This is a genomic window from Brasilonema sp. UFV-L1 (genome assembly GCF_012912105.1).
Classification (GTDB): domain Bacteria; phylum Cyanobacteriota; class Cyanobacteriia; order Cyanobacteriales; family Nostocaceae; genus Brasilonema.
This window is the reverse complement of sequence record NZ_QMEA01000041.1, coordinates 1-18,900: the sequence shown is the minus strand read 5'-3', so window position 1 is coordinate 18,900 and position 18,900 is coordinate 1. Positions and strand designations below refer to the sequence as shown.

22 protein-coding genes and 1 pseudogene are annotated in these 18,900 nt (G+C 42.5%); 5 read left to right on the top strand and 18 right to left on the bottom strand.

Annotation, left to right across the window (positions count from 1 at the left end):
- Positions 1–6 precede the first annotated feature (6 nt).
- The 13 genes from rplE to rplC all read right to left on the bottom strand — a co-directional run bounded on the left by rplE (position 7) and on the right by rplC (position 6,849).
- Positions 7–555: a 50S ribosomal protein L5 gene (gene rplE, locus DP117_RS13815; protein WP_169218876.1), complete on the bottom strand. Its 549-nt coding sequence runs from the start codon at positions 553–555 to the stop codon at positions 7–9.
- A 186-nt stretch (positions 556–741) separates the two neighbouring features.
- Complete coding sequence (gene rplX / locus DP117_RS13810; protein WP_169218875.1) at positions 742–1,095, bottom strand: 50S ribosomal protein L24; 354 nt, start codon at positions 1,093–1,095, stop codon at positions 742–744.
- Positions 1,095–1,463, bottom strand: a complete 369-nt coding sequence (gene rplN / locus DP117_RS13805; protein WP_169218874.1) for a 50S ribosomal protein L14 — start codon at positions 1,461–1,463, stop codon at positions 1,095–1,097. The genes rplX and rplN overlap by 1 nt, the downstream gene beginning before the upstream one ends.
- A gap of 39 nt (positions 1,464–1,502) precedes the next feature.
- On the bottom strand, positions 1,503–1,760 hold the full coding sequence (gene rpsQ / locus DP117_RS13800; protein WP_169218873.1) for a 30S ribosomal protein S17: 258 nt from the start codon (positions 1,758–1,760) through the stop codon (positions 1,503–1,505).
- 6 nt (positions 1,761–1,766) lie between these two features.
- Positions 1,767–1,997: a 50S ribosomal protein L29 gene (gene rpmC / locus DP117_RS13795; protein ID WP_169218872.1), complete on the bottom strand. Its 231-nt coding sequence runs from the start codon at positions 1,995–1,997 to the stop codon at positions 1,767–1,769.
- A 3-nt stretch (positions 1,998–2,000) separates the two neighbouring features.
- Positions 2,001–2,426 carry a 50S ribosomal protein L16 gene (rplP, locus tag DP117_RS13790; protein WP_169218871.1) on the bottom strand — a complete coding sequence of 142 codons (426 nt, stop codon included), beginning with the start codon at positions 2,424–2,426 and terminating at the stop codon, positions 2,001–2,003.
- Between the two features lie 136 nt (positions 2,427–2,562).
- Positions 2,563–3,348: a 30S ribosomal protein S3 gene (rpsC, locus tag DP117_RS13785; RefSeq protein ID WP_169218870.1), complete on the bottom strand. Its 786-nt coding sequence runs from the start codon at positions 3,346–3,348 to the stop codon at positions 2,563–2,565.
- A 54-nt stretch (positions 3,349–3,402) separates the two neighbouring features.
- Positions 3,403–3,765 carry a 50S ribosomal protein L22 gene (rplV, locus tag DP117_RS13780; RefSeq protein ID WP_169218869.1) on the bottom strand — a complete coding sequence of 121 codons (363 nt, stop codon included), beginning with the start codon at positions 3,763–3,765 and terminating at the stop codon, positions 3,403–3,405.
- 45 nt (positions 3,766–3,810) lie between these two features.
- The gene (gene rpsS / locus DP117_RS13775) at positions 3,811–4,089 is read right to left on the bottom strand and encodes a 30S ribosomal protein S19 (protein WP_169218868.1); all 279 of its coding nucleotides are present in this window, start codon (positions 4,087–4,089) and stop codon (positions 3,811–3,813) included.
- Between the two features lie 94 nt (positions 4,090–4,183).
- The gene (rplB, locus tag DP117_RS13770; protein ID WP_169218867.1) at positions 4,184–5,047 is read right to left on the bottom strand and encodes a 50S ribosomal protein L2; all 864 of its coding nucleotides are present in this window, start codon (positions 5,045–5,047) and stop codon (positions 4,184–4,186) included.
- Between the two features lie 4 nt (positions 5,048–5,051).
- A complete protein-coding gene (locus DP117_RS13765) occupies positions 5,052–5,366 on the bottom strand; it encodes a 50S ribosomal protein L23 (RefSeq protein WP_169218866.1) in 315 nt (104 codons plus the stop codon).
- On the bottom strand, positions 5,359–5,991 hold the full coding sequence (rplD, locus tag DP117_RS13760) for a 50S ribosomal protein L4 (RefSeq protein ID WP_169218865.1): 633 nt from the start codon (positions 5,989–5,991) through the stop codon (positions 5,359–5,361). The genes DP117_RS13765 and rplD overlap by 8 nt, the downstream gene beginning before the upstream one ends.
- Before the next feature lie 216 nt (positions 5,992–6,207).
- Positions 6,208–6,849 carry a 50S ribosomal protein L3 gene (gene rplC, locus DP117_RS13755; protein ID WP_169218864.1) on the bottom strand — a complete coding sequence of 214 codons (642 nt, stop codon included), beginning with the start codon at positions 6,847–6,849 and terminating at the stop codon, positions 6,208–6,210.
- A 904-nt stretch (positions 6,850–7,753) separates the two neighbouring features.
- Here rplC and DP117_RS13750 point away from each other — a divergent pair.
- Positions 7,754–8,230 carry an NAD(P)H-quinone oxidoreductase subunit N gene (locus DP117_RS13750; RefSeq protein WP_169218863.1) on the top strand — a complete coding sequence of 159 codons (477 nt, stop codon included), beginning with the start codon at positions 7,754–7,756 and terminating at the stop codon, positions 8,228–8,230.
- Between the two features lie 368 nt (positions 8,231–8,598).
- Positions 8,599–8,919, top strand: a complete 321-nt coding sequence (locus DP117_RS13745; protein WP_169218862.1) for a hypothetical protein — start codon at positions 8,599–8,601, stop codon at positions 8,917–8,919.
- A 9-nt stretch (positions 8,920–8,928) separates the two neighbouring features.
- Here DP117_RS13745 and DP117_RS13740 read toward each other — a convergent pair whose 3' ends face one another.
- Positions 8,929–9,078, bottom strand: a complete 150-nt coding sequence (locus DP117_RS13740) for a hypothetical protein (protein ID WP_169218861.1) — start codon at positions 9,076–9,078, stop codon at positions 8,929–8,931.
- Between DP117_RS13740 and DP117_RS13735 the strand changes: the two genes are divergently transcribed.
- The gene (locus DP117_RS13735; protein WP_169218860.1) at positions 9,077–9,844 is read left to right on the top strand and encodes a Uma2 family endonuclease; all 768 of its coding nucleotides are present in this window, start codon (positions 9,077–9,079) and stop codon (positions 9,842–9,844) included. The two genes, DP117_RS13740 and DP117_RS13735, sit on opposite strands and share 2 nt — an antisense overlap.
- A 146-nt stretch (positions 9,845–9,990) precedes the next feature.
- On the opposite strand, the gene DP117_RS13730 is transcribed toward DP117_RS13735, so the two are convergent.
- Positions 9,991–10,782 (bottom strand): DUF1868 domain-containing protein, encoded by a 792-nt coding sequence (locus tag DP117_RS13730; protein WP_211176100.1) that lies wholly within the window; start codon positions 10,780–10,782, stop codon positions 9,991–9,993.
- A 169-nt stretch (positions 10,783–10,951) separates the two neighbouring features.
- Between DP117_RS13730 and holA the strand changes: the two genes are divergently transcribed.
- Both holA and DP117_RS13720 read left to right on the top strand, forming a co-directional pair.
- The gene (holA, locus tag DP117_RS13725) at positions 10,952–11,938 is read left to right on the top strand and encodes a DNA polymerase III subunit delta (protein ID WP_169218859.1); all 987 of its coding nucleotides are present in this window, start codon (positions 10,952–10,954) and stop codon (positions 11,936–11,938) included.
- 141 nt (positions 11,939–12,079) lie between these two features.
- Positions 12,080–12,562: a DUF4168 domain-containing protein gene (locus DP117_RS13720; RefSeq protein ID WP_169218858.1), complete on the top strand. Its 483-nt coding sequence runs from the start codon at positions 12,080–12,082 to the stop codon at positions 12,560–12,562.
- A 128-nt stretch (positions 12,563–12,690) separates the two neighbouring features.
- Here DP117_RS13720 and DP117_RS13715 read toward each other — a convergent pair whose 3' ends face one another.
- From DP117_RS13715 to DP117_RS13705, 3 genes and pseudogenes are all read right to left on the bottom strand, one after another.
- A complete protein-coding gene (locus DP117_RS13715; protein WP_169218904.1) occupies positions 12,691–13,308 on the bottom strand; it encodes a LuxR C-terminal-related transcriptional regulator in 618 nt (205 codons plus the stop codon).
- Between the two features lie 329 nt (positions 13,309–13,637).
- On the bottom strand, positions 13,638–17,732 hold the full coding sequence (locus DP117_RS13710) for a PAS domain S-box protein (protein ID WP_211176099.1): 4,095 nt from the start codon (positions 17,730–17,732) through the stop codon (positions 13,638–13,640).
- A gap of 758 nt (positions 17,733–18,490) precedes the next feature.
- Positions 18,491–18,844, bottom strand: a pseudogene (locus DP117_RS13705) (hypothetical protein); the annotation flags it as partial.
- Between the last annotated feature and the right edge of the window lie 56 nt (positions 18,845–18,900).

The window sequence follows — 18,900 nt, the reverse complement described above, 5'->3', positions numbered from 1 at the left end:
ATGAACTTATTGATCCCGAAAAGGCATTCCCATTTCTTTAAGTAAAGCGCGGCCCTCTTCGTCATTCTTTGCCGTGGTGATGATGGAAATATCCATACCACGAATTTGGTCAATTTTGTCATACTCAATTTCTGGGAAAATGAGTTGCTCTCTGACGCCTAAAGTATAATTGCCGCGACCATCAAAGCTTTTGGGACTGATACCGCGAAAGTCTCGGATTCTTGGTAGTGACAGATTTATGAGACGATCAAGAAAGGCATACATTCTTTCGCTTCTTAAGGTCACCATGATACCAACTGGCATGCCTTGACGAATTTTGAAGCCCGCGATCGCCTTTTTCGCTCGCGTCACAACTGGTTTTTGACCGGTAATCAGCGCGATCTCACTTAAAGATGCTTCCAGCGCTTTCGCATTTTGAGATGCTTCCCCTAAACCCCGGTTAACAGTGACTTTCACCAACTTCGGCACTTGATGAATGTTGGCGTATTGAAACTGTTGCATCAGTTTCGGGACAATTGTCTCTTTATATAGAGTTTTCAGTCTTGTTGTTGCCATAGTTTTTTGTCCTTTTTATCCCTGGGCTTGGTCAGGGATGATTGTCCAAAGTCTAAATCTATTGTCTTTTGTTTTTCTATTAATGACCAATGATCCTATGGGTTTGCCACTTGACGTGCTTGTGCTATCCTACGGGAAGCCGCCCAGAGGGCGTCTACAAGTCGGGAAACCCGCCCACCGGACTCACTATTTATCTAGAATTTCGCCAGTTTTTTTCAGCATCCTCACTTTCTTACCTTCTGCGGTAAAAGTGTAGCAGATGCGGCTGGCAACGTTTTGCTTGGTGGAATAGAGCATGACGTTGGAACTGTGGATTGGGTATTCCTGAGTTACAATACGCCCAGATTCTCCTTCTTGCTGAGGTTTGACGTGCTTAGTTTTCATATTTACACCTTTGACAAGAACTTTACTTTCTTGGGGAAGTGTTTTGATAATTTCAGCAACTTTGCCTTTGTCTTTCCCAGCAATGACTTGCACAGTATCTCCGGTTTTGACGTGCATTTTGAAAAATCTTGGTTGCTCTTTTTTCTTGCTTGCCATTACAGCACCTCCGGAGCCAAAGACACAATTTTGGTAAAGTTTTTATCACGCAGTTCCCGTGCTACTGGTCCAAAAACCCGTGTTCCTTTGGGGTTACCATCTTTGTTGATGATGACTGCGGCATTGTCGTCAAAACGAATACTCATACCGCTATCTCGATTGATATGATGACGAGTGCGGACGATGACTGCTTCTACAACATCAGACTTCTTCACACCCATGTTTGGCTGAGCGTCTTTGACAACGGCAATAATCCGATCACCGATGAAGCCGTAACGGCGGTTACCTGCTCCTAATACGCGAATGCACATGAGTTTGCGGGCACCGCTATTATCTGCGACATTAAGGTAAGTTTGGGGCTGAATCACAACTGTTCTCCCTTTTTTGTGTTGTTAGTGACCTAACAACTATGAACTTGAGCTAAATTTAGAATTCAGGATTTCTGTAACTTTCCAGCGCTTAGTTTTACTGAGGGGTCGTGTTTCCTGAATACGAACGCGATCGCCTACTTTGCACTTATTTTCTTCATCATGCACTTTATAGCGCTGGGTTCGCACGACGATTTTGCCATATTTTGGATGGGGAGCGCGGTTTTCGATGGCGACTACCACCGTTTTTTGCATTTTGTCGCTCACGACCAAGCCAACTCGTTCTTTAACTGCCATAATCTCCTACTCTGATTCTTTCACGCTTTGACTTGAGGTAGCGCGTTTGCGCTCTGCTTCTACAGTCATTAATTGAGCCAGACGGTGGCGAGCATGTCTGAACTTGTGGGGTTTGTCTAGCTGTCTGGTTGCTTGTTGCAAGCGCAATGCAAAGAGTTGCTTTTTGACAGCTGTAATTTCGTGATCGAGTTGTTCGTCAGTTAAAACTCTTGCTTCGGAAATTTTGGGAAGAGGCATAACCTACACCTGTTGTTGCTCTTGTGAGCGTGTGATGAACTTAGTTTTGATGGGTAATTTGAAAGCAGCCAAGCGCATTGCTTCGCGAGCAATTTCTTCGGAAACGCCTGCAATTTCAAACAAAATTCGTCCTGGTTTGACAACTGCAACCCAATATTCGGGTGAACCTTTACCGGAACCCATCCGGGTTTCTGCAGGACGCATAGTGACTGGTTTATCAGGGAAAATCCGAATCCAGATTTTACCACCCCGGCGGATGTAACGAGTCATTGCTCGACGAGAAGCCTCAATTTGACGAGAGGTGATCCAGCAGGGTTCTAAAGCTTGCAAAGCAAAATCCCCAAAATTCAGGTCGCTACCCCGATGGGCTAGACCATTCATTCGCCCGCGCTGTTGTTTGCGGAATTTCGTTCTTCTTGGACTTAGCATGACAAAAAAATAGAAGTTGGGAGTCAGGAGTCAGGATTCAGGAGCGGAGCCGGAGACGCTCCGCCTCCGGTCAGTAGTCAGGAGGAAATGCTGAATTCCATCTCCTGGCTTCTGGCTTGGTGGATTCACCGATTCTTTATCCTTCATTTGAGCGGTCTTCAAATTGTTGACGACGGCGTTGTTGACGGCGAGAGGGGGGGCGATCGCGATCGCGATCACGATCACGATCGCGATCACGATCACGCATTGCTGGGGGAGGTGTTTGTTCCTGTCCTGGAATAATTTCTCCCTTGAAGACCCACACTTTAATACCGAGAATGCCGTAAACTGTTTTTGCTGTGCAGTATGCGTAATCAATATCAGCCCGTAAGGTGTGTAAAGGTACTCTACCTTCACGAGTCCACTCTGTCCGGGCAATTTCTGCGCCGTTCAGCCGTCCACTGACTTGAATTTTGATGCCTTGTATACCAGCACGTTGGGCACGTTGAATGGCTTGACGTACCACCCGCCGGAAGGAAACGCGACGTTCTAGTTGTTGAGCAATGTATTCAGAAATCAGGTAAGCATCAGCATCAACTCGTTGAACTTCAACAACGTTAATGCGAATCTGACGATTGCTACCTAACAGTTGCTGAAGACCTGTACGTAAAGCTTCTATACCTTGTCCGCCTCGACCGACGACAACACCAGGTCGAGCTGTACGTACTTCTAAATCAATTTGGTCTGCTTTACGATCAATCCGCACTTCTGAAATTCCGGCGTTGTTTTGTGCGTATCTACCCAGTTTTCGTTCTATATATTGACGAAGTTTGTGGTCTTCTTGTAGAAGTTCTGGATAGCGGCTTGGTGAAGCAAACCATCGGGATTGATGCTCTTGGGTTACTCCCAAGCGAAAGCCGACTGGATGTATCTTCTGTCCCACAAATGCTTCCTCTAAATAAAAATTCTTTTCGTGTATCTGTACGCAATTTCTTCTTTATTGAGCGGCGGGGTCAGCACCAACGGCCACAGTGATATGACATGTCGGCTTGCGAATTTGGTAAGCACGACCTTGCGCCCTAGGTTGGAACCGTTTCAGTACGGGACCTTGATCCGCGTAAGCTTGAGTAACGACAAGCTCACCTCGGTCTAGCCCTGCGTTATGTTCCGCATTGGCTGCAGCGCTTCTGAGAACTTTCAATACCGGATCACACGAGCGATAAGGCATAAATTCTAGAATGATGAGCGCTTCTCGATAGGAACGCCCTCTAATTTGGTCAAGTACGCGACGCACTTTATACGGTGACATACGTACGTAACGGGCGATCGCTTTTACTTCAGTCCTTGTCTCGCTTACCATATTTCTCTCCATTTGTCAAGACTCAATTTGAGTCTTGACTTTTGACTACCTACTGGATTTTTTGTCACTCTTGGCGTGACCTCTGTAAGTGCGCGTGGGGGCAAACTCGCCCAGTTTATGTCCTACCATCTGGTCAGTGATAAAAATCGGAACGTGTTGGCGTCCGTTATGAACTGCGATGGTATGACCTACCATGAGGGGCAAAATTGTCGAAGCCCGTGACCAAGTTTTAATAACTTCCTTTTTGTTGGCGTCATTGAGCCTTTCAACTTTTGTTAGGAGATGATCCGCAACAAAAGGACCTTTTTTTAGAGAACGACCCATAAGCAATTCAAAATTCAAAGTTCAAAAATGAAGAAAACAGAAGAGTTCAGTGGTTGCGTGCGTGATAGCTAAGAATATTGTTTCATTTTCAGCTTTATGATTCACGACCACCACGACCGCGCTTAGAAGATTTACGGCGACGGCGTACAATAAATTTGCTGCTGGCTTTCTTGGGTTTGCGTGTCTTCAAACCTAAAGCAGGTTTACCCCAAGGTGTGACAGGTCCCGGTCTTCCGATGGGTGCCCGACCTTCACCACCTCCATGTGGGTGGTCAACTGGGTTCATGACACTACCTCTAACTTGAGGACGGCGACCTTTCCAGCGAGTTCTACCTGCTTTACCTGCACTCAGGTTTCTGGCATCAAGATTACCAACTTGCCCAATGGTGGCGTAGCACTCACGGCGGATCATCCGGACTTCTCCAGAAGGCAACTTGAGTGTTACGTAACTACCTTCTTTTGCCACAACTTGGGCAGTAGCACCAGCAGAGCGAACAATTTGACCGCCCTTACCAGGTTTGAGTTCCACGTTGTGAACGCTGGTACCCAAGGGAATGTTGGACAGAGGTAAAGCATTACCATTTTCGATGGGAGCTTCTGGACCTGCAACTAGTGTTGTCCCTACTTTTACACCGTTGGGTTGAAGGATATAACGCTTTTCGCCGTCTTCGTATTGTAAAAGGGCAATCCGGGCATTCCGGTTGGGGTCGTACTCAATCGCTGTGACTTTAGCAGGAATACCACGCTTATCTCTTTTAAAGTCGATGATCCGGTACAGACGTTTGTGTCCACCACCTCTGTGGCGAACTGTGATCCGCCCTTGATTATTTCTACCTTTGGGACGATGACGCGATACTGTCAGCGATTTTTCTGGCTCAGTTTTGGTAATTTCCGAGAAGTCAGAAACTGTAACTTGGCGAGTACTAGGGGTATAAGGACGATAAGAACGAGTACCCATTTTTTTAAACCTCTGGGAATAGAACTTGTCTAATCTTCTCTACATCCCCAGACGCCACTGTCACAATGGCTTTTTTATATTGGGGTTTGTAACCAAGAAACTTACCAACGCGCTTCTGTTTGCGTGGTGGTCTTGTGGTGTTGACTTTTTCGACTTTAACTTCAAATAAATTTTCAATTGCCGCTCTGATTTGTGGCTTTGTTGCTTTTGGAATCACTTCAAAAGTGTATTTATTTTGCTCCATTAAGATGGTCGCTTTTTCTGTCAGTATTGGGCGACGCACAAGATCGGGAAGGTTGCGGGGGTCAAATCTAGTCATTGTAGACCTCCTGAATTTTTTCGAGAGCTGATGCTGTCACAACAATCTTGTCGGCGTGCAGCAGGTCGTAAACATTTAACTGATCAGCTTTAATCAGCTTTAAATTGGCTACGTTACGAGCTGATAAATAGACGTTTTCTGTGCGTTCAGACAGGACCAACAAGGTTTTCTTTTCTGGTTCTGACCCCCAACGGGCGATCGCTCCCACCAACTCTTTCGTCTTCGGACGCTGAATCTGTTCTCCAAATTCTTCAACGATAATTAAATCGTCAATCCGACTAGCAAAAGCTGTTCGCAAAGCTAAACGCCGTTCTTTGCGGTTCATCTTTAGCTCATAGCTTCGCGGTTTTGGTCCAAAGATGACACCACCACCACGCCACAACGGTGAACGAATAGAACCAGCACGCGCACGACCAGTTCCTTTTTGCCGCCAAGGTTTGCGACCGCCACCTCTGACTTCGGAACGGGTTTTAGTACTAGCTGTTCCTTGGCGAGCATTAGCCATTTGTCTTACCAAGGCTCGATGTACGACATGAGATGCCGTTTCTTCTTTGGCAACTTTGAAGTCGAACGTTTTTTGTCCGACTTGTTCTCCTTGCCAATTTTTGACTATACACTCAAACATTTTTAATCCTTAGTCATTAGTCCAAAGTTGAGTCAGTTATCAGTTATCAGTTTGAAGAAGAATTCAGAATCGGTGAATTCAGTATTCACAAGGAAGAAATAAAGAATTCCGACTTCTGACGACTGACGTCACGACTCCTGACCGGAGGCGGAGCTTTCCTTGCTCCGCTCCTTCCCTGTTCACTGTTTACTGTGTACTGTTTTAATGACTCATGAGTTACGACTTTTTACCAACTATATTTGCAGGGACAATATCTAGTAAACCACCTGGCTTACCAGGAACACTTCCCTTGATAAGTATTAAGTTGCGTTCTGGGTCTACTCGTACCACAGTCAGCTTGCGGATTGTGACGCGGCTACCACCCAAACGTCCTGCCATCCTTTTACCTGGATAAACACGACCGGGAGTTGTACCCGCACCAATCGAACCTGGCTCTCTATGGTTTTTTGAACCGTGCGACATCGGTCCTCGACCAAAGTTGTTGCGTTTTTGGTTACCAGCAAAACCGCGACCAATACTTGTACCGATGACGTCTACAGTTTGACCTATACTGAAAATATCCGCTTTAATTTGTTGACCTAACGCATATTCACTCTCGTTATCTATGCGATACTCTTTCAAGTGACGCAATGCTGGGGCAGACGATTTGGTAAGATGTCCCAACAGTGGTTTGTTCAGCGCCTTTGGCTTGACTTCGCCATAACCTACTTGGATGGCGGAGTAACCGTCGGTCTGTTTTGTTTTTACTTGGGTCACGGTGCATGGTCCCGCTTGAATGACGGTTACAGAAATGGCTACTCCTGCTTCGTCAAACACTTGGGTCATGCCCAGCTTGGTGCCGAGAATACCTACAGACACAGTTACTGGCTCTCCTTATTTATTTGCTTTTTGTTGACATCAGATTCTCTAGGACACACTTTGTGAACGCTCCTCAGGGCGAATTCCAAGTTTTTTGGACTGACCTCTGAAGTCGAACTGCTCAGGTGATAACAGCTACAACTTCTTTGGGTCTTCACTCAGGGTCTGTACAGATGAATCCGTTTACGTTGTACTCGTTACCAGAAAATCCAAAAGCGCCTCCCTTCTTGAAAGGGACAACTTTTGAACTTTGTGCAAGGCGATGATGCTTTGCGTTTTGTGCAGCAATGCCTTCGTTTCAGCAATTGCTCTGGCACGTTGTAGTAGGACTTGGGTAGCAAGCTGCCCAGTATCCGTTGGCTGAGATTTGTGCAATGCTACAAATCAACACAACTGCGAAACTCCTACTTTAACCACCTCAAACAGCCGTTTAAACTTCTTGAAAGTTTTACCTTGTTGCCTTGAGGTTTAGGAGTGAATGCAGTTTACCTTCAAGGTTGGCATTGATTGTTTAACCAACCACTCCTTAACTTGTCATCGCAGTCTTTCTAGTTTACCACTTATTCATCAACTTTTGCTAGTTTATCCACATGGAACTTAGTCATCAGTTTTTGATGCTAATACTAGCTAAAAATGGCAATTCAAATGGTTAGTTATTAAACTTTGGTCACGATCCAGTAGTATAGCTCATTGATTTATCTTTGTCTATAAATTTGTTTCAAGGGTTTTTGGTGCTCGTTATGTAGAACTTTTTTGGCTATTTAGCGTACAGACGTACCTTTTCCCATCTGCTTCATTTAACTCTCCTTGCGGAAATCTCCATCCATTTTTCGTGATGGGAGTGTCAAAGTCAATAATAGTCAATAATAGAGATATCGAAGTGGGATAGAACAAAAATCAATTTATGGCACTCATTACCACTGGCAACGCTTTAATTCGAGATTTGGAGAAATTTGGCGCTCTTGGTGTTTACGTACCTCCAGAAGGAGGTTTTGAAGGTCGCTACAGACGCCGACTGCGTGCAACAGGTTATGTCACTCTCGATCTGAGTGCAAAGGGATTAGGCGATGTAGCTGCCTATCTTACAGGAGTTCATGGTGTTAGACCTCCTCATCTTGGCAAAAAAAGCACTAGTACTGGTGCGGCAGTCGGTTATGTGTATTATGTACCGCCGATTGTTAGCTCTCAACTTGAACAGCTTCCACCCAAATCAAAGGGCTTGGTGTTGTGGATCATCGAAGGACATGTTCTTAGTGATCAAGAAGTTGAGTTTTTAGCCACCTTACCCAGCTTAGAACCACGAGTCAAAGTGGTGATTGAGAGGGGTGGCGATCGCGCCTTTCGTTGGACACCTTTACAAAAGACCCTTCTAGCTAGTTAACTCAAAAGCACAGGGAACAGGGGACAGGGAAAAACTGTAACCTGTTCTTTGAACAACAAAGAACAGGTTACAGTTATCTGTAGATATGCAGTTGGCAATGGAGTCGGCATTTTTTGATTTTTGTCAACTCCCAAAATTCTTAAAATTTATTTAAAAAATCACATTGACGATGCTCGTTGCAAGATATTAGGTTAGACAGTCAGAAAACTTTTTTCCTACTTTTCCATAGTCTCAATTTGTGAGATTGTAGACTTGATTGTTCCAGCCAAAAAGAGTTTAATTTTAGATTAACTTATTCAAAAAATGTGATTTGTGAAAAAAGAACTAGTTGTTTAGGTATCTATATATAAGATAGGAGCAAGAAAAACATGGCACAAAAAATTGTTTACGGAACCGTTAGCGAAGACGGAACAAAGCAGGGTGGAGAAGGATTTGAAGTTCAATTATCAGAACCAGGATTATATGTCATAACTTTTTCAGAAGCTTTTGTGACTCCTCCATCTGTAGTGGCGACTTTAAAAGATTGGGGAGCTGATAATCAAATTGTTGTTAAGGATGTAGATGCAAACAAATGCCACATTTCTATATGGGATTTAGAACTCAAACAGCAATCCGGAGCAGTTTCCTCACAATTGGAAGTTAGGAAAGAAAAGTCGGCTTTCAATTTCATCGCGATCGGCGAAGGCTAATTTGTGAAATTAGACATCATTAACGATTAAAACTTGTCCTACCTTTAAACCAATTTGAGGTTCCTCACTCAGACTAGATTTGGGCAGATTGCTGTATACTAAGGTTGTCAGATTCATCGCTGAAAACCGATTGATTGGCGAATTTGAGATTTTAGCCATGACCTTCGCTCAAGTCCAGTCGGGAGTCCCTCATCTAACTTATCAGGTGAGTTGGGAGAAACTTCCAGAGGATTATCCCTTATCAGACGAACCTGTGGAGAATACCAGTCAACCTCTCTTAGCTGCCGCCTTACGGGAGAGTTTGGAGTTAATTGGATTTTTAACTCCTGAACGATTGGTTGCTTCCAACCTGGGTATATGTGCCACAGTGAATGGGAAAACGATTGTCAAAGCGCCAGATTGGTTTTATGTGCCAAGAGTTCTCCTCCTAGATTCTCCAAGAACGCGTCGAAGCTACACTCCCCGTGTGGAAGGAGATATTCTCGCGGTTGTTATGGAGTTCTTGTCAGAAACTGATGGTGGGGAATATTCGGCTCGTCCATTCTACCCATACGGTAAGCTTTGGTTCTACGAACGGATTTTGCAAGTTCCTATTTATGTCATCTTTGAGCCAGAGGGAGGAACGCTGGAGATACGGCAATTACTGGAAGGTGCGTATCGAGTGCAACAGCCAGATGAAAATGGGCGCTATTGGATTGCTTCAATGAATCTATATCTTGGGATGTGGTACGGCACTAAGGCAGAACGAACAGGCTACTGGTTGCGCTGGTGGGATGAAAATGGAAACTTGCTGTTGTGGGGAACAGAGCAGTTAGAGCAAGAACGTCAACGTGCAGAGCAAGAACGTCAACGTGCAAATAGATTGGAATCTTATCTCCGCTCTCAGGGAATTAACCCAGATGAACTTCCGTCCAACAATTCATAAACAATTCATCACTGCCTCCTATCAAACCAGGAGACAGTGCAAGACTTTTAGCTTCACAACAAGCGTGCTATTCAGATGATGCTCAATTTGAGAGCGTGCGTAAGTCCTGTGAGTTTTCCAAAATTTTCAAAAATTTTCAAAAATTTTCAAAAATTTAAAATTGGCCAGTCTGGTTCGCGATAATAGCGCGTCATGTCGTCAAATTTCCGTAGTTCGGCACGTTGTATGAGCAATTCTGGAGAGTTGTGCATCCATTGCTGATTTAACTGAGAAAACATAGTTGTAAGGTAATCGTAGTCTAAATTGGGTGCAATCTCCCCGAAGTAGCCCAATGTCACATGAGCTGTGAAGTGATAATGTTGCTCAATCCCTAATCCTATCAGGTTAGCATTTTGATAAATCGCTCGACGCAAGTTAATAATTTGCTCATAGGACGCTTCATTTTGAGGTACTAAACAAACGCCTATAGCTCTTGACATCACAACCAATCCCTGCATTTGCCAGCAAATGGGGTGAGTTTGCCCCTGCGTGGATTGTTGATACTGCTCAAAGATATCCGCAAAGCAAGAGCATAACTGTTCTTCAAATTTTGGATTTTTTCTTTGAGCATCATAGTAAGCACTATCCCAAATCAAGTCCGCCAAAGTCAAATGGAAGCTAGCAGGAGGTACAAGCACAATCCAATCAGAGTTGACTCTTAGTTGTAAAAGTTCCTGTTGGTAATCTTGTAAGTGTGCGTAGAAAGTAGAGTTGTCTGTTTCTTCTTCCCAAGGTGGGGTGATGACTGTATAACCAGGAAAAGGTACTGCTTGCCTTCCTTGCTCTAAATGCGGCTGAAATTTAGAAGATGTCTGGATATGCTGGACTTGAGTTCTGTACGCTTCTGGTAGCGTCATCCGGGCTAAACGATTTAAGTAAATTTGATATTTGTCGTCCAATGTTCATATCCTCGAACTCCACGCTTATTGATTGTAGGCAAAACGACCTGCATTGAATAAGCAATTTCAAAAGTATTTTGCTTTTGTGAGGTGGTAGGGTATGAGAGAATTCAAAATTCTTATCTTTCTCGGCTCTCCCTACTCTCAAAGAATAACAGTGAGTTTTCTTATGCCAGTCTACTTTTACTGGGGTGAGGATGATTTTGCGATTGAAAAGGCGATCGCTGTTGTGCGCGATCGCATCCTAGATCCCCTATGGACAAGTTTTAACTACACAGTACTACCTCCAGATTTACCTGATGCCCCAATCCAAGCATTAAATCAAGTGATGACACCACCTTTTGGCGCTGGTGGACGCTTAGTATGGCTTGTAAATACTAGCCTTTGCCAGCAATGCTCAGATAATGTGTTATCTGAACTGGAGCGAACTGTACCAGTTATCCCCGAAAATTCATATTTGTTGCTCACGAGCAGTCGTAAACCAGACGAACGCTTGAAATCAACTAAAATTTTGAAAAAATTTGCCGAATTTCGAGAATTCTCTTTAATTCCACCTTGGAAAACGGAACTCTTAGTTCAGTCTGTTAGTCAAGCTGCTCAAACCGTAGGCGTGAAATTGACTCACTCAAGTGTAGAGATGTTGACTGATGCTGTAGGCAATAATACACGTTTGCTCTACAATGAATTAGAAAAATTACGGCTTTACGCGCAAGGCAGCAATCAACCTTTGAACACGGACGCTGTTGCTCAGTTAGTCCGAAATACAACTCAAAATAACCTACAACTAGCAGTAGCAATCAGAACAGGCGATACAGCTAAAGCTTTAGCGATATTAACCGATATTATCAATGCTTGTGAGCCACCTTTACGAGTCGTTGCGACGCTTATTGGTCAATTTCGTACTTGGTTATGGGTTAAGCTCATGGTAGAAAGTGGAGAGCGCAATCCACAAGTTATTGCCAAAGCTCTTGAGATAGGCAACCCCAATCGTATTTACTATCTACAAAAAGAAATTCAATCTGTTTCTGTAGAGCAACTGATTGCCACTTTACCTATATTGTTAGATTTAGAAGTTAGTCTCAAACAAGGAGCCTCAGAGATGTCAGCACTACAAACTAAAGTCATAGAGCTTTGTCAAGTATGTCAAAGAACTTAACAAAAACAACAAATATTTGCAGGATTTTAACAAGAAAAACAAACATTTGATGGTTTGAGTGTTTTCTGGAACTTCTCACTCTTAAAATAATTCACAGTGATTAAGGTATCCCGACTGTAGTTATTTCATAAAACCAAACAAATGAAAAGATATTATCATCGCTTTGTGCGACTTAGTTTAATTCGGATGCTTTCTCAGTCTTTGTTTGTCGGTACTATTGCAACTGTAAGTTTGGTTTCTAATGCTTTCATTTTGAGTTCTAAAATCGATGCACAAGCTCAACAAACAGTTAACTCTGGTGAACTTAGAAATTATGCTAGAGCTATGTTGAAAATGGAACCTGAGCGTCAACAAGCTTTTGATGAAATCAAAAAAATTATGGGGAGTAGCGAGGTTCCCAAGATTGTTTGTAACGATAACAATAGCTTAAATGGTCTTCCTGGCAAAGCAAAAGAAATTGCTGTCAATTACTGCAAACGCTATCAAACAGTAGCTCAAGAGAATGGTCTTGATACTGATAAATTTAACATGATTACTCAACAGTTACAAAGCAATAAAGATTTAGAACGAAAGATGTTCAATATGCTAATTTGCCTACAAAAAAATCCAGAATGTGGTAAGTAAAGCTTCAAGAAAATATCAAGTTTTATTTTTGAGCAAAAATCAAATTATATTAGTTTAAAGTGGAAGGCAAAATATCAACCAATATTCATTTTTTATTTTCCACTCATGAATTTTGATTGCGAAAAAGCTTAAATCTCACAATTTAAAAATGCTTGGCGCTTTGCATGAATATTTCTCATGTGCTTTTTTACTGTATTTACAGTAATATAAAGCTGGGTAGCAATCTCTTTGTAGCTAAATTTTTCTCGATAAAGACACCAAATCTCTGTTTCTCGTGGTGTTAAGTCGTATTTTTTAACTTCAGCAAGTGCAATATTTTTTAAAAACTCATACTTATTTTCAATGATGACTAATAAGTAAGAGCGATGCAATTTCTCAAAATTAAGCCATTTTGCACAAACACAAAAAACTTTTGACCTATTTACTCTAATTTCATGAGAGAGAATAATAGTTTTATTGGACGAAATGCTAGGATTCTCTAGTATGCTTTTGCAAAAGCACCAGATAACAGGTGGTAGAAAATCTGAATTGGAACTATCTTGATTAATTTGAGAAAAAATACGAAATGCAGATGTGTTTGCGTGAATGAGTTCGCCCGTCTCGTTTAAGAGGAAAAGACCATTTTGCAACTCTTCAATAACTTCTTGGAACAAATCACCTCGCTGAGAATCATGTAACTCAATGTCATTTATCTTTTGTTGAACTCGTGTTTCTCCCGATGTTGTCGATATTTTTGTAGTGATCATGGGATGTACCTTATTTTTTTTACAATAGTTTTTGCAATTCATTTGAGTTGAAAATATGTACATTTTTTGTCTGCATAATATTGCAGACAATGACAAATAGCAAAACAAATGAGTGTGTCATAGATTAAATGACACACAAGAGAGTGAATTTTCTGAAGTTTTTATAACCTTCTGAACGACCTAATTTTAAATACAACTGTTAGAGAGTCTATTTCGGATATAGCTTTTGTAAGTGTAAATGAGTTTGTGTATTTGCCAATCGTCAAGCGTCTCGTCAGTAAACAGAAGACTGACTGAGCAGTTGTTAGTTTTTTGAATACGTGAATTGTTTACGTACGTCCAACAAGACTAGCAACGACTGTAGCTAACTCAGCCGGTTCAACAGGTTTAGGCAAATGCAACTGATAACCTTCTTGAATAGCTCGCATTCTATCTTCTGGTCTAGCATATGCTGTTAATGCTGCTGCTGGAATCTTTCCACCTTTGTGTGATGAAAGTGATATTTCTCCATTACGTTCGCGCGATCGCACTTTGCGGATTAAAGAATAACCATCCTCTTGAGGCATTCCAATATCACTGACCAAAACATCTGGTTTCCATTGTGTCATAGTGTCGAGTGCTTCTTGTACTGACCCCACTGCTTTCACTTCGGCTTGACATTGTTGCAGTACAGTGGTAATAAAATCACGAGTATCAGCTTCGTCATCTACAACCAGCACGCGCACACCATCAAGGGAAATATGGGGTTCTGAGATTTCAAAGTCAGAATCTGTGAATGCTTGTTGAATAATTTCGCTTGTTTGGTTGTCTCTTTGTTCTGTTGTATGATCTGCGTGATTCACCAACGGTAGCTTACAGGTAAACGTTGCACCTTGTCCTGTACCTGGACTGTCTACGTGGACGGTACCACCATGCAGTTCTACCAAATGACGCACAATTGCTAACCCTAACCCCAGTCCACCGTGTGTTCTTGTACTGGAACTATCAGCTTGACGAAAACGATCAAAAACATAAGGAAGAAAATCAGAACTAATCCCAATACCCGTATCTGTGACGAAGATTTGAGCATAGAGTGGGGTGTAGGATGAGGGGGATACCACTGTCTTTTCTTCCTTATCTCCTTTATTATCTTCTGTCACGAGTCCAAGTTGCACTTGTACTCTCCCACCTTGGGGTGTGAATTTGATGGCGTTAGATAGGAGATTCCAAATCACCTGCTGTAAGCGTTCTGCATCACCAGCAATCAGAAATTTCGGTTTTTGAATTTTCCCTTTGAAATTATCAGGTTGTGTTGGCGCAAATTTAGAATTTTGATTGAAATTTTGAGTATGAGAAAATTCTAAATTTTCCGCAGTATGGTTCAACTCATGATCTAAAATACAAAAACTCAAATCAATTTTCTTTGCCTCAGCGGCTAAACGTACGGTTTCAAGTGCAGCATCGATGATGGAAACTAAGTCATAAATTTGGACACGAAGCCGTAACTTACCTCTAATCATCCGCGAGATATCTAATAAGTCTTCAATAAGCTGCGTTTGCGCTTTCGCATTTCGCTCTATAGTTTCTAATGCTTTGGCTACTTTAGTTTGATCGAGTTGGCGGCCCGAACGCAACAGCTGTGCCCAACCAAGGATAGCATTGAGAGGCGATCGCAATTCGTGAGACAAGATTGCCAAAAATTCATCTTTCATACGGTTTGCTTCTCTAAGCTGTTCAGTTTGCTGTTGTAAAGAAGCAATCAAGCTAGCGCGTTGCATTGCAATAGCAATTTGGTCGCACACTGCTTGCATCATCCCCAGTTCATTTTGAGTAAATCTAGCTAAGCTGCGGCTACCAAAAGCAAGAGTCCCCAGAAGTTGTCCCTGCGCTATTAACGGGTAGCTGTAATATGCTGTAATCCCCATAGCGCGGATAAATTTTGTCTTTGGATTTGTTGAGTTTTGCACATTTTCTAAAGCTATTGAACGGCGTTCTTGTGCTGTTGTACCGCATACTGCTTGACCAAACTTTAGCCATTCAAGTTCTTTTACCTGTTCTTCTGTTACACCACTGTAGGATTCGAGTTGCAAGACTTGTTTATCTTCGTAGACTAAATAGTTAAAGTAAACATCTAAACGAATTTGTTCTGAGAGTTTTCTAAACAAACTATCAATCAATGCTACAGGTTGCTGACTTGAGAGTAAATCACTTGCGGTATTGAATAACAAATGAAGTCTTTTATATCCCAATGAAAGAGCTTTTTCCACACGCTTAAGATTGCTAATATCTTGAAATACCAAAACACAGGTTTCTGGATAACCATGCATGGCGCTTAAGGTATCGGCAAACATCAACAGAGAGCGGACACCTACTGGAGTATGCCAATCAAGTTCAAATCCCTCAATTTTTTCACCACGAGCAACTCGTATCCCAGGAGACTGTTCTACTGGAATTGTATTTCCTGCTGCATCTGTTGAGTAATAATAAGTGCTATAGTCTTGGGTTGATTCTGCTTTGGGAAATTTGCCGCCAGCAACTTCGTCAGCGGTTTTGTTCGCGAAAGTGACTTTTGCTGTTTCTGGTTCTATCAACAGCATCGGAGTTGGCATTAAATTCAGTAAATCTTCTAGCCATTTTTGCTGATTGCGGAGTGTTTCTTCTACCTGTTTACGCTCTGTAATGTCGTGAGTAAATGCCAGAATTTGTTCTATTTCACCTTTTTTATCTAACAGCGGTAGATATTTGATTTCTGTAGTAAACGTGCCGTAATTTGGTAAGGTGATTGTGGCTTCTGTTGTTTGTAAACTGCGTGTTTCTTGCGCCTTAATTAAAGTGGAAAGATAAGCTTGTGTTGCTTCAGGAGGAAAAATCTCCTCGTCAGTTCGTCCGAGTATTTCCTCTACTGGTTTTTGAATGCGCTGTAATGCGGCTGTATTAATAAACTGCAACCGCCTGTGGGCATCGTAAATTGCAAAAACATCGGGGATGTTATCAAGCGCCAGGCGAAATCGTTCTTCACTCTGGCTAAGCGCCTGTTCTGCTTGTTTGCGATCGCTCAAATCCAAGATAAACGCGACTGACTCCTCGCGCTTTTCGCCTACCAACGTGTAACCTATTAGTATCGGAACGCGAGTACCATCCTTACGGATGTACTCTTTTTCGTAGGGCGTACAAGCACCTTTGTCTTTAGCTTCAGCAATGCGTTCTTCATCTAGAGGTAAATATTCCGCTGGTGTAATGTCAATCCACCTAATTTTGTCTGATTGTAACTCCTCTCGCGAGTAGCCAACCATCCGCAGAAATTCGTCATTTGCTTTGCGGACGTTACCATGAATATCGCCAAAAATAATGCCGATAACGTTAGCATCTACAAAACTATTGAGTTTTTCTTCATTTGCTTTTAGAGCTTCTTTAACGAGATCGCGTTGAATTCCCAACCGTTCCAGCGCCGCGACACTTTCCCATATTAAAACGCAGAAGCTCACAATCAGCACAACCACAAGCAGGGCTACCGCGAATGCTGGCTTGTAAAATCCTGCTCTTTGTCCTTCCAAAATCAGCCACCCTAGTACCAAAGGTACGGCGATCGCCGCCAATAACAACCGACGTGCTAGCATCCCGCCGTAAGTATCGCTTGTAATTATCTGCATCACCCCTTGTTCGGGATGAGTCCACATGATACCTGCACACAACACTATAAATGTCAATGCTGTGTGTAACGCCATTGATGTAGTGTAGGGGGGAAAATCGTTAAGGATTTCAACTCTGTAAGCGTAGGCGATAATAACCTGCAAGCATATTACACCGGCAATCAGGGCGAAAACTTGCGCGTACCAAAAGCTGCGGTGAGTTTTTGGTTTTCCTACAAGTTCTAACGCTCTACCAATCACTAAAAAATTCACTGCTGTGTTCAATCCCATTCGTCCCGGATAGGGTGTCATCAAAGCGTTTGGCGAGTCATGAAATAGCAGTTCATCTATACCGAGGTTCCAGCCAAATATATATTGACTCAGTGTAAGCAAAGCAATCACGACGATTGTTGATGCACACACTCTAGACAAGAATGAGGCAGACGAGGCAGAGATTTCTAATTTTGAATTTTGAGATTGCTGAGTTTCCTTGGGACACGCTGCGCGATACGCTTCGCTCTTTGCGGCACACTCCGCTAACGCAACGCTACGCGATTTTGAATTGATTTGTTCCCCTGCTCTTGTTTGGGACAACCATAAGGACATACCAGACAAAATCAAGCATATAGCTGTATTTGCCTTCATGGCCACGATACTTAACCAGAAGCAGTTTTTGAGAGACTCTAGATTCAGCCACCAGCCAAGCAGTACTAAGCAGCCGACCAAGATGGTCATTGCACTTGCAGCTTGTGCAACCAGTGAATGTGAAGAGACTCGATGTGAACTTTGTTGGCGCAAGCGGTTGACTTGTAACATTGAAGGCTTTTTAACCGCATCTATCTAGCGCGGTAATGTTTGGTGTTTGCTGGAAACTATATGTTTTACCCTAGTATTTTATGCTTCTCATTTTGACTTTCTCTTACATCTACCTTTGTACAGATTTTTTAGTGAAAAGCTGGAATTAAGGAATAGAAAAAAAGCAAGAAAGATGACTTATGTTAATGATAATCTCTTTCAAAGAGCAACTCATAAAACAATTGGTTGAATTTAGCCAAAATTGAGTTATTCATCTTTGACTTCCTATGAGAGCACCGGTATATTCATCTCAAAAACCCGGTTTTTGCTGGAAAGATTCAGTTTTCGTGAGTTCAACTCAAACAAACCTGGTTTTTTACCCAAATGCGTGACCAATTCCCTTGTCAATTATCAGTTATCAGTTATCAGTTTGAAGAAGTATTCAGTATTGCTGAATCCAGAATTCAGAATAGAAGAATCAATTAACTCTTTTATTCTGACCGGAGGCTCTGCGGTGAAGCAGCGCTCTTGGTAGGGTTTCCCGACAACAGGCGACTGTGTTAGCGCAGCGTGACCGTTCGGCCTCAAGCCGTGCCCGAAGGGCTCAGGTCATACCCGAAGGGCTGGTGGCTCCGCTCCTGACTCCTGACTCCTGACTCCTTCACTGTGTACTGTGTACTGTTCATTGTTCATTCTTTATTGATGTTGACTAATACACCGCCGCACTAGAGACTGGGTGAGCTTTTATTTTTTAAAAATTATGTAGAAAGTAAGCTTATTTAAGTAAATAATTTAAATCGTGCAAGCTGAGTTTCAATAGCTTGAAGCAAAATTTTACTGAGTTCTGTACTGTCTTGAAATTGCAAAATTTGAGATGATGGTAAGTCAAAAGGAAACTGCCCTGCTAGATCTAAGCGCTGCATTTGTGCTAGTAAAATTTGCTCAGACCGCTTACTTTGAATAGCATAACCAATTTCAATACAGACATATGGGCTAGGAATAAGTTGAGCAGTTTCTTTAGTCTCAATTTTACTAATAGCTGTTGTATCGGCAATAAACAACAAACTTCTATGAATTTTTCGCATCATTGTTCGGCTGAGTCGCATAGAACCTTCTTTGGGACGATAGGATTCTAGTGAACTACCACACACTGCCCTAACGGGTCAGTGTGGGCTTCTCAAATCCCCGT

Bases quoted from the DNA above. Each gene is read 5' to 3' on its own strand.
- rplE (WP_169218876.1), bottom strand. From the start codon at position 555: ATGGCAACAACAAGACTGAAAACTCTATATAAAGAGACAATTGTCCCG.
- rplX (WP_169218875.1), bottom strand. From the start codon at position 1,095: ATGGCAAGCAAGAAAAAAGAGCAACCAAGATTTTTCAAAATGCACGTC.
- rpsQ (WP_169218873.1), bottom strand. From the start codon at position 1,760: ATGGCAGTTAAAGAACGAGTTGGCTTGGTCGTGAGCGACAAAATGCAA.
- rpmC (WP_169218872.1), bottom strand. From the start codon at position 1,997: ATGCCTCTTCCCAAAATTTCCGAAGCAAGAGTTTTAACTGACGAACAA.
- rplP (WP_169218871.1), bottom strand. From the start codon at position 2,426: ATGCTAAGTCCAAGAAGAACGAAATTCCGCAAACAACAGCGCGGGCGA.
- rplV (WP_169218869.1), bottom strand. From the start codon at position 3,765: ATGGTAAGCGAGACAAGGACTGAAGTAAAAGCGATCGCCCGTTACGTA.
- rpsS (WP_169218868.1), bottom strand. From the start codon at position 4,089: ATGGGTCGTTCTCTAAAAAAAGGTCCTTTTGTTGCGGATCATCTCCTA.
- rplB (WP_169218867.1), bottom strand. From the start codon at position 5,047: ATGGGTACTCGTTCTTATCGTCCTTATACCCCTAGTACTCGCCAAGTT.
- DP117_RS13765 (WP_169218866.1), bottom strand. From the start codon at position 5,366: ATGACTAGATTTGACCCCCGCAACCTTCCCGATCTTGTGCGTCGCCCA.
- rplD (WP_169218865.1), bottom strand. From the start codon at position 5,991: ATGTTTGAGTGTATAGTCAAAAATTGGCAAGGAGAACAAGTCGGACAA.
- DP117_RS13750 (WP_169218863.1), top strand. From the start codon at position 7,754: ATGGCACTCATTACCACTGGCAACGCTTTAATTCGAGATTTGGAGAAA.
- DP117_RS13745 (WP_169218862.1), top strand. From the start codon at position 8,599: ATGGCACAAAAAATTGTTTACGGAACCGTTAGCGAAGACGGAACAAAG.
- DP117_RS13735 (WP_169218860.1), top strand. From the start codon at position 9,077: ATGACCTTCGCTCAAGTCCAGTCGGGAGTCCCTCATCTAACTTATCAG.
- DP117_RS13740 (WP_169218861.1), bottom strand. From the start codon at position 9,078: ATGGCTAAAATCTCAAATTCGCCAATCAATCGGTTTTCAGCGATGAAT.
- holA (WP_169218859.1), top strand. From the start codon at position 10,952: ATGCCAGTCTACTTTTACTGGGGTGAGGATGATTTTGCGATTGAAAAG.
- DP117_RS13720 (WP_169218858.1), top strand. From the start codon at position 12,080: ATGAAAAGATATTATCATCGCTTTGTGCGACTTAGTTTAATTCGGATG.
- DP117_RS13715 (WP_169218904.1), bottom strand. From the start codon at position 13,308: ATGATCACTACAAAAATATCGACAACATCGGGAGAAACACGAGTTCAA.
- DP117_RS13710 (WP_211176099.1), bottom strand. From the start codon at position 17,732: ATGTTACAAGTCAACCGCTTGCGCCAACAAAGTTCACATCGAGTCTCT.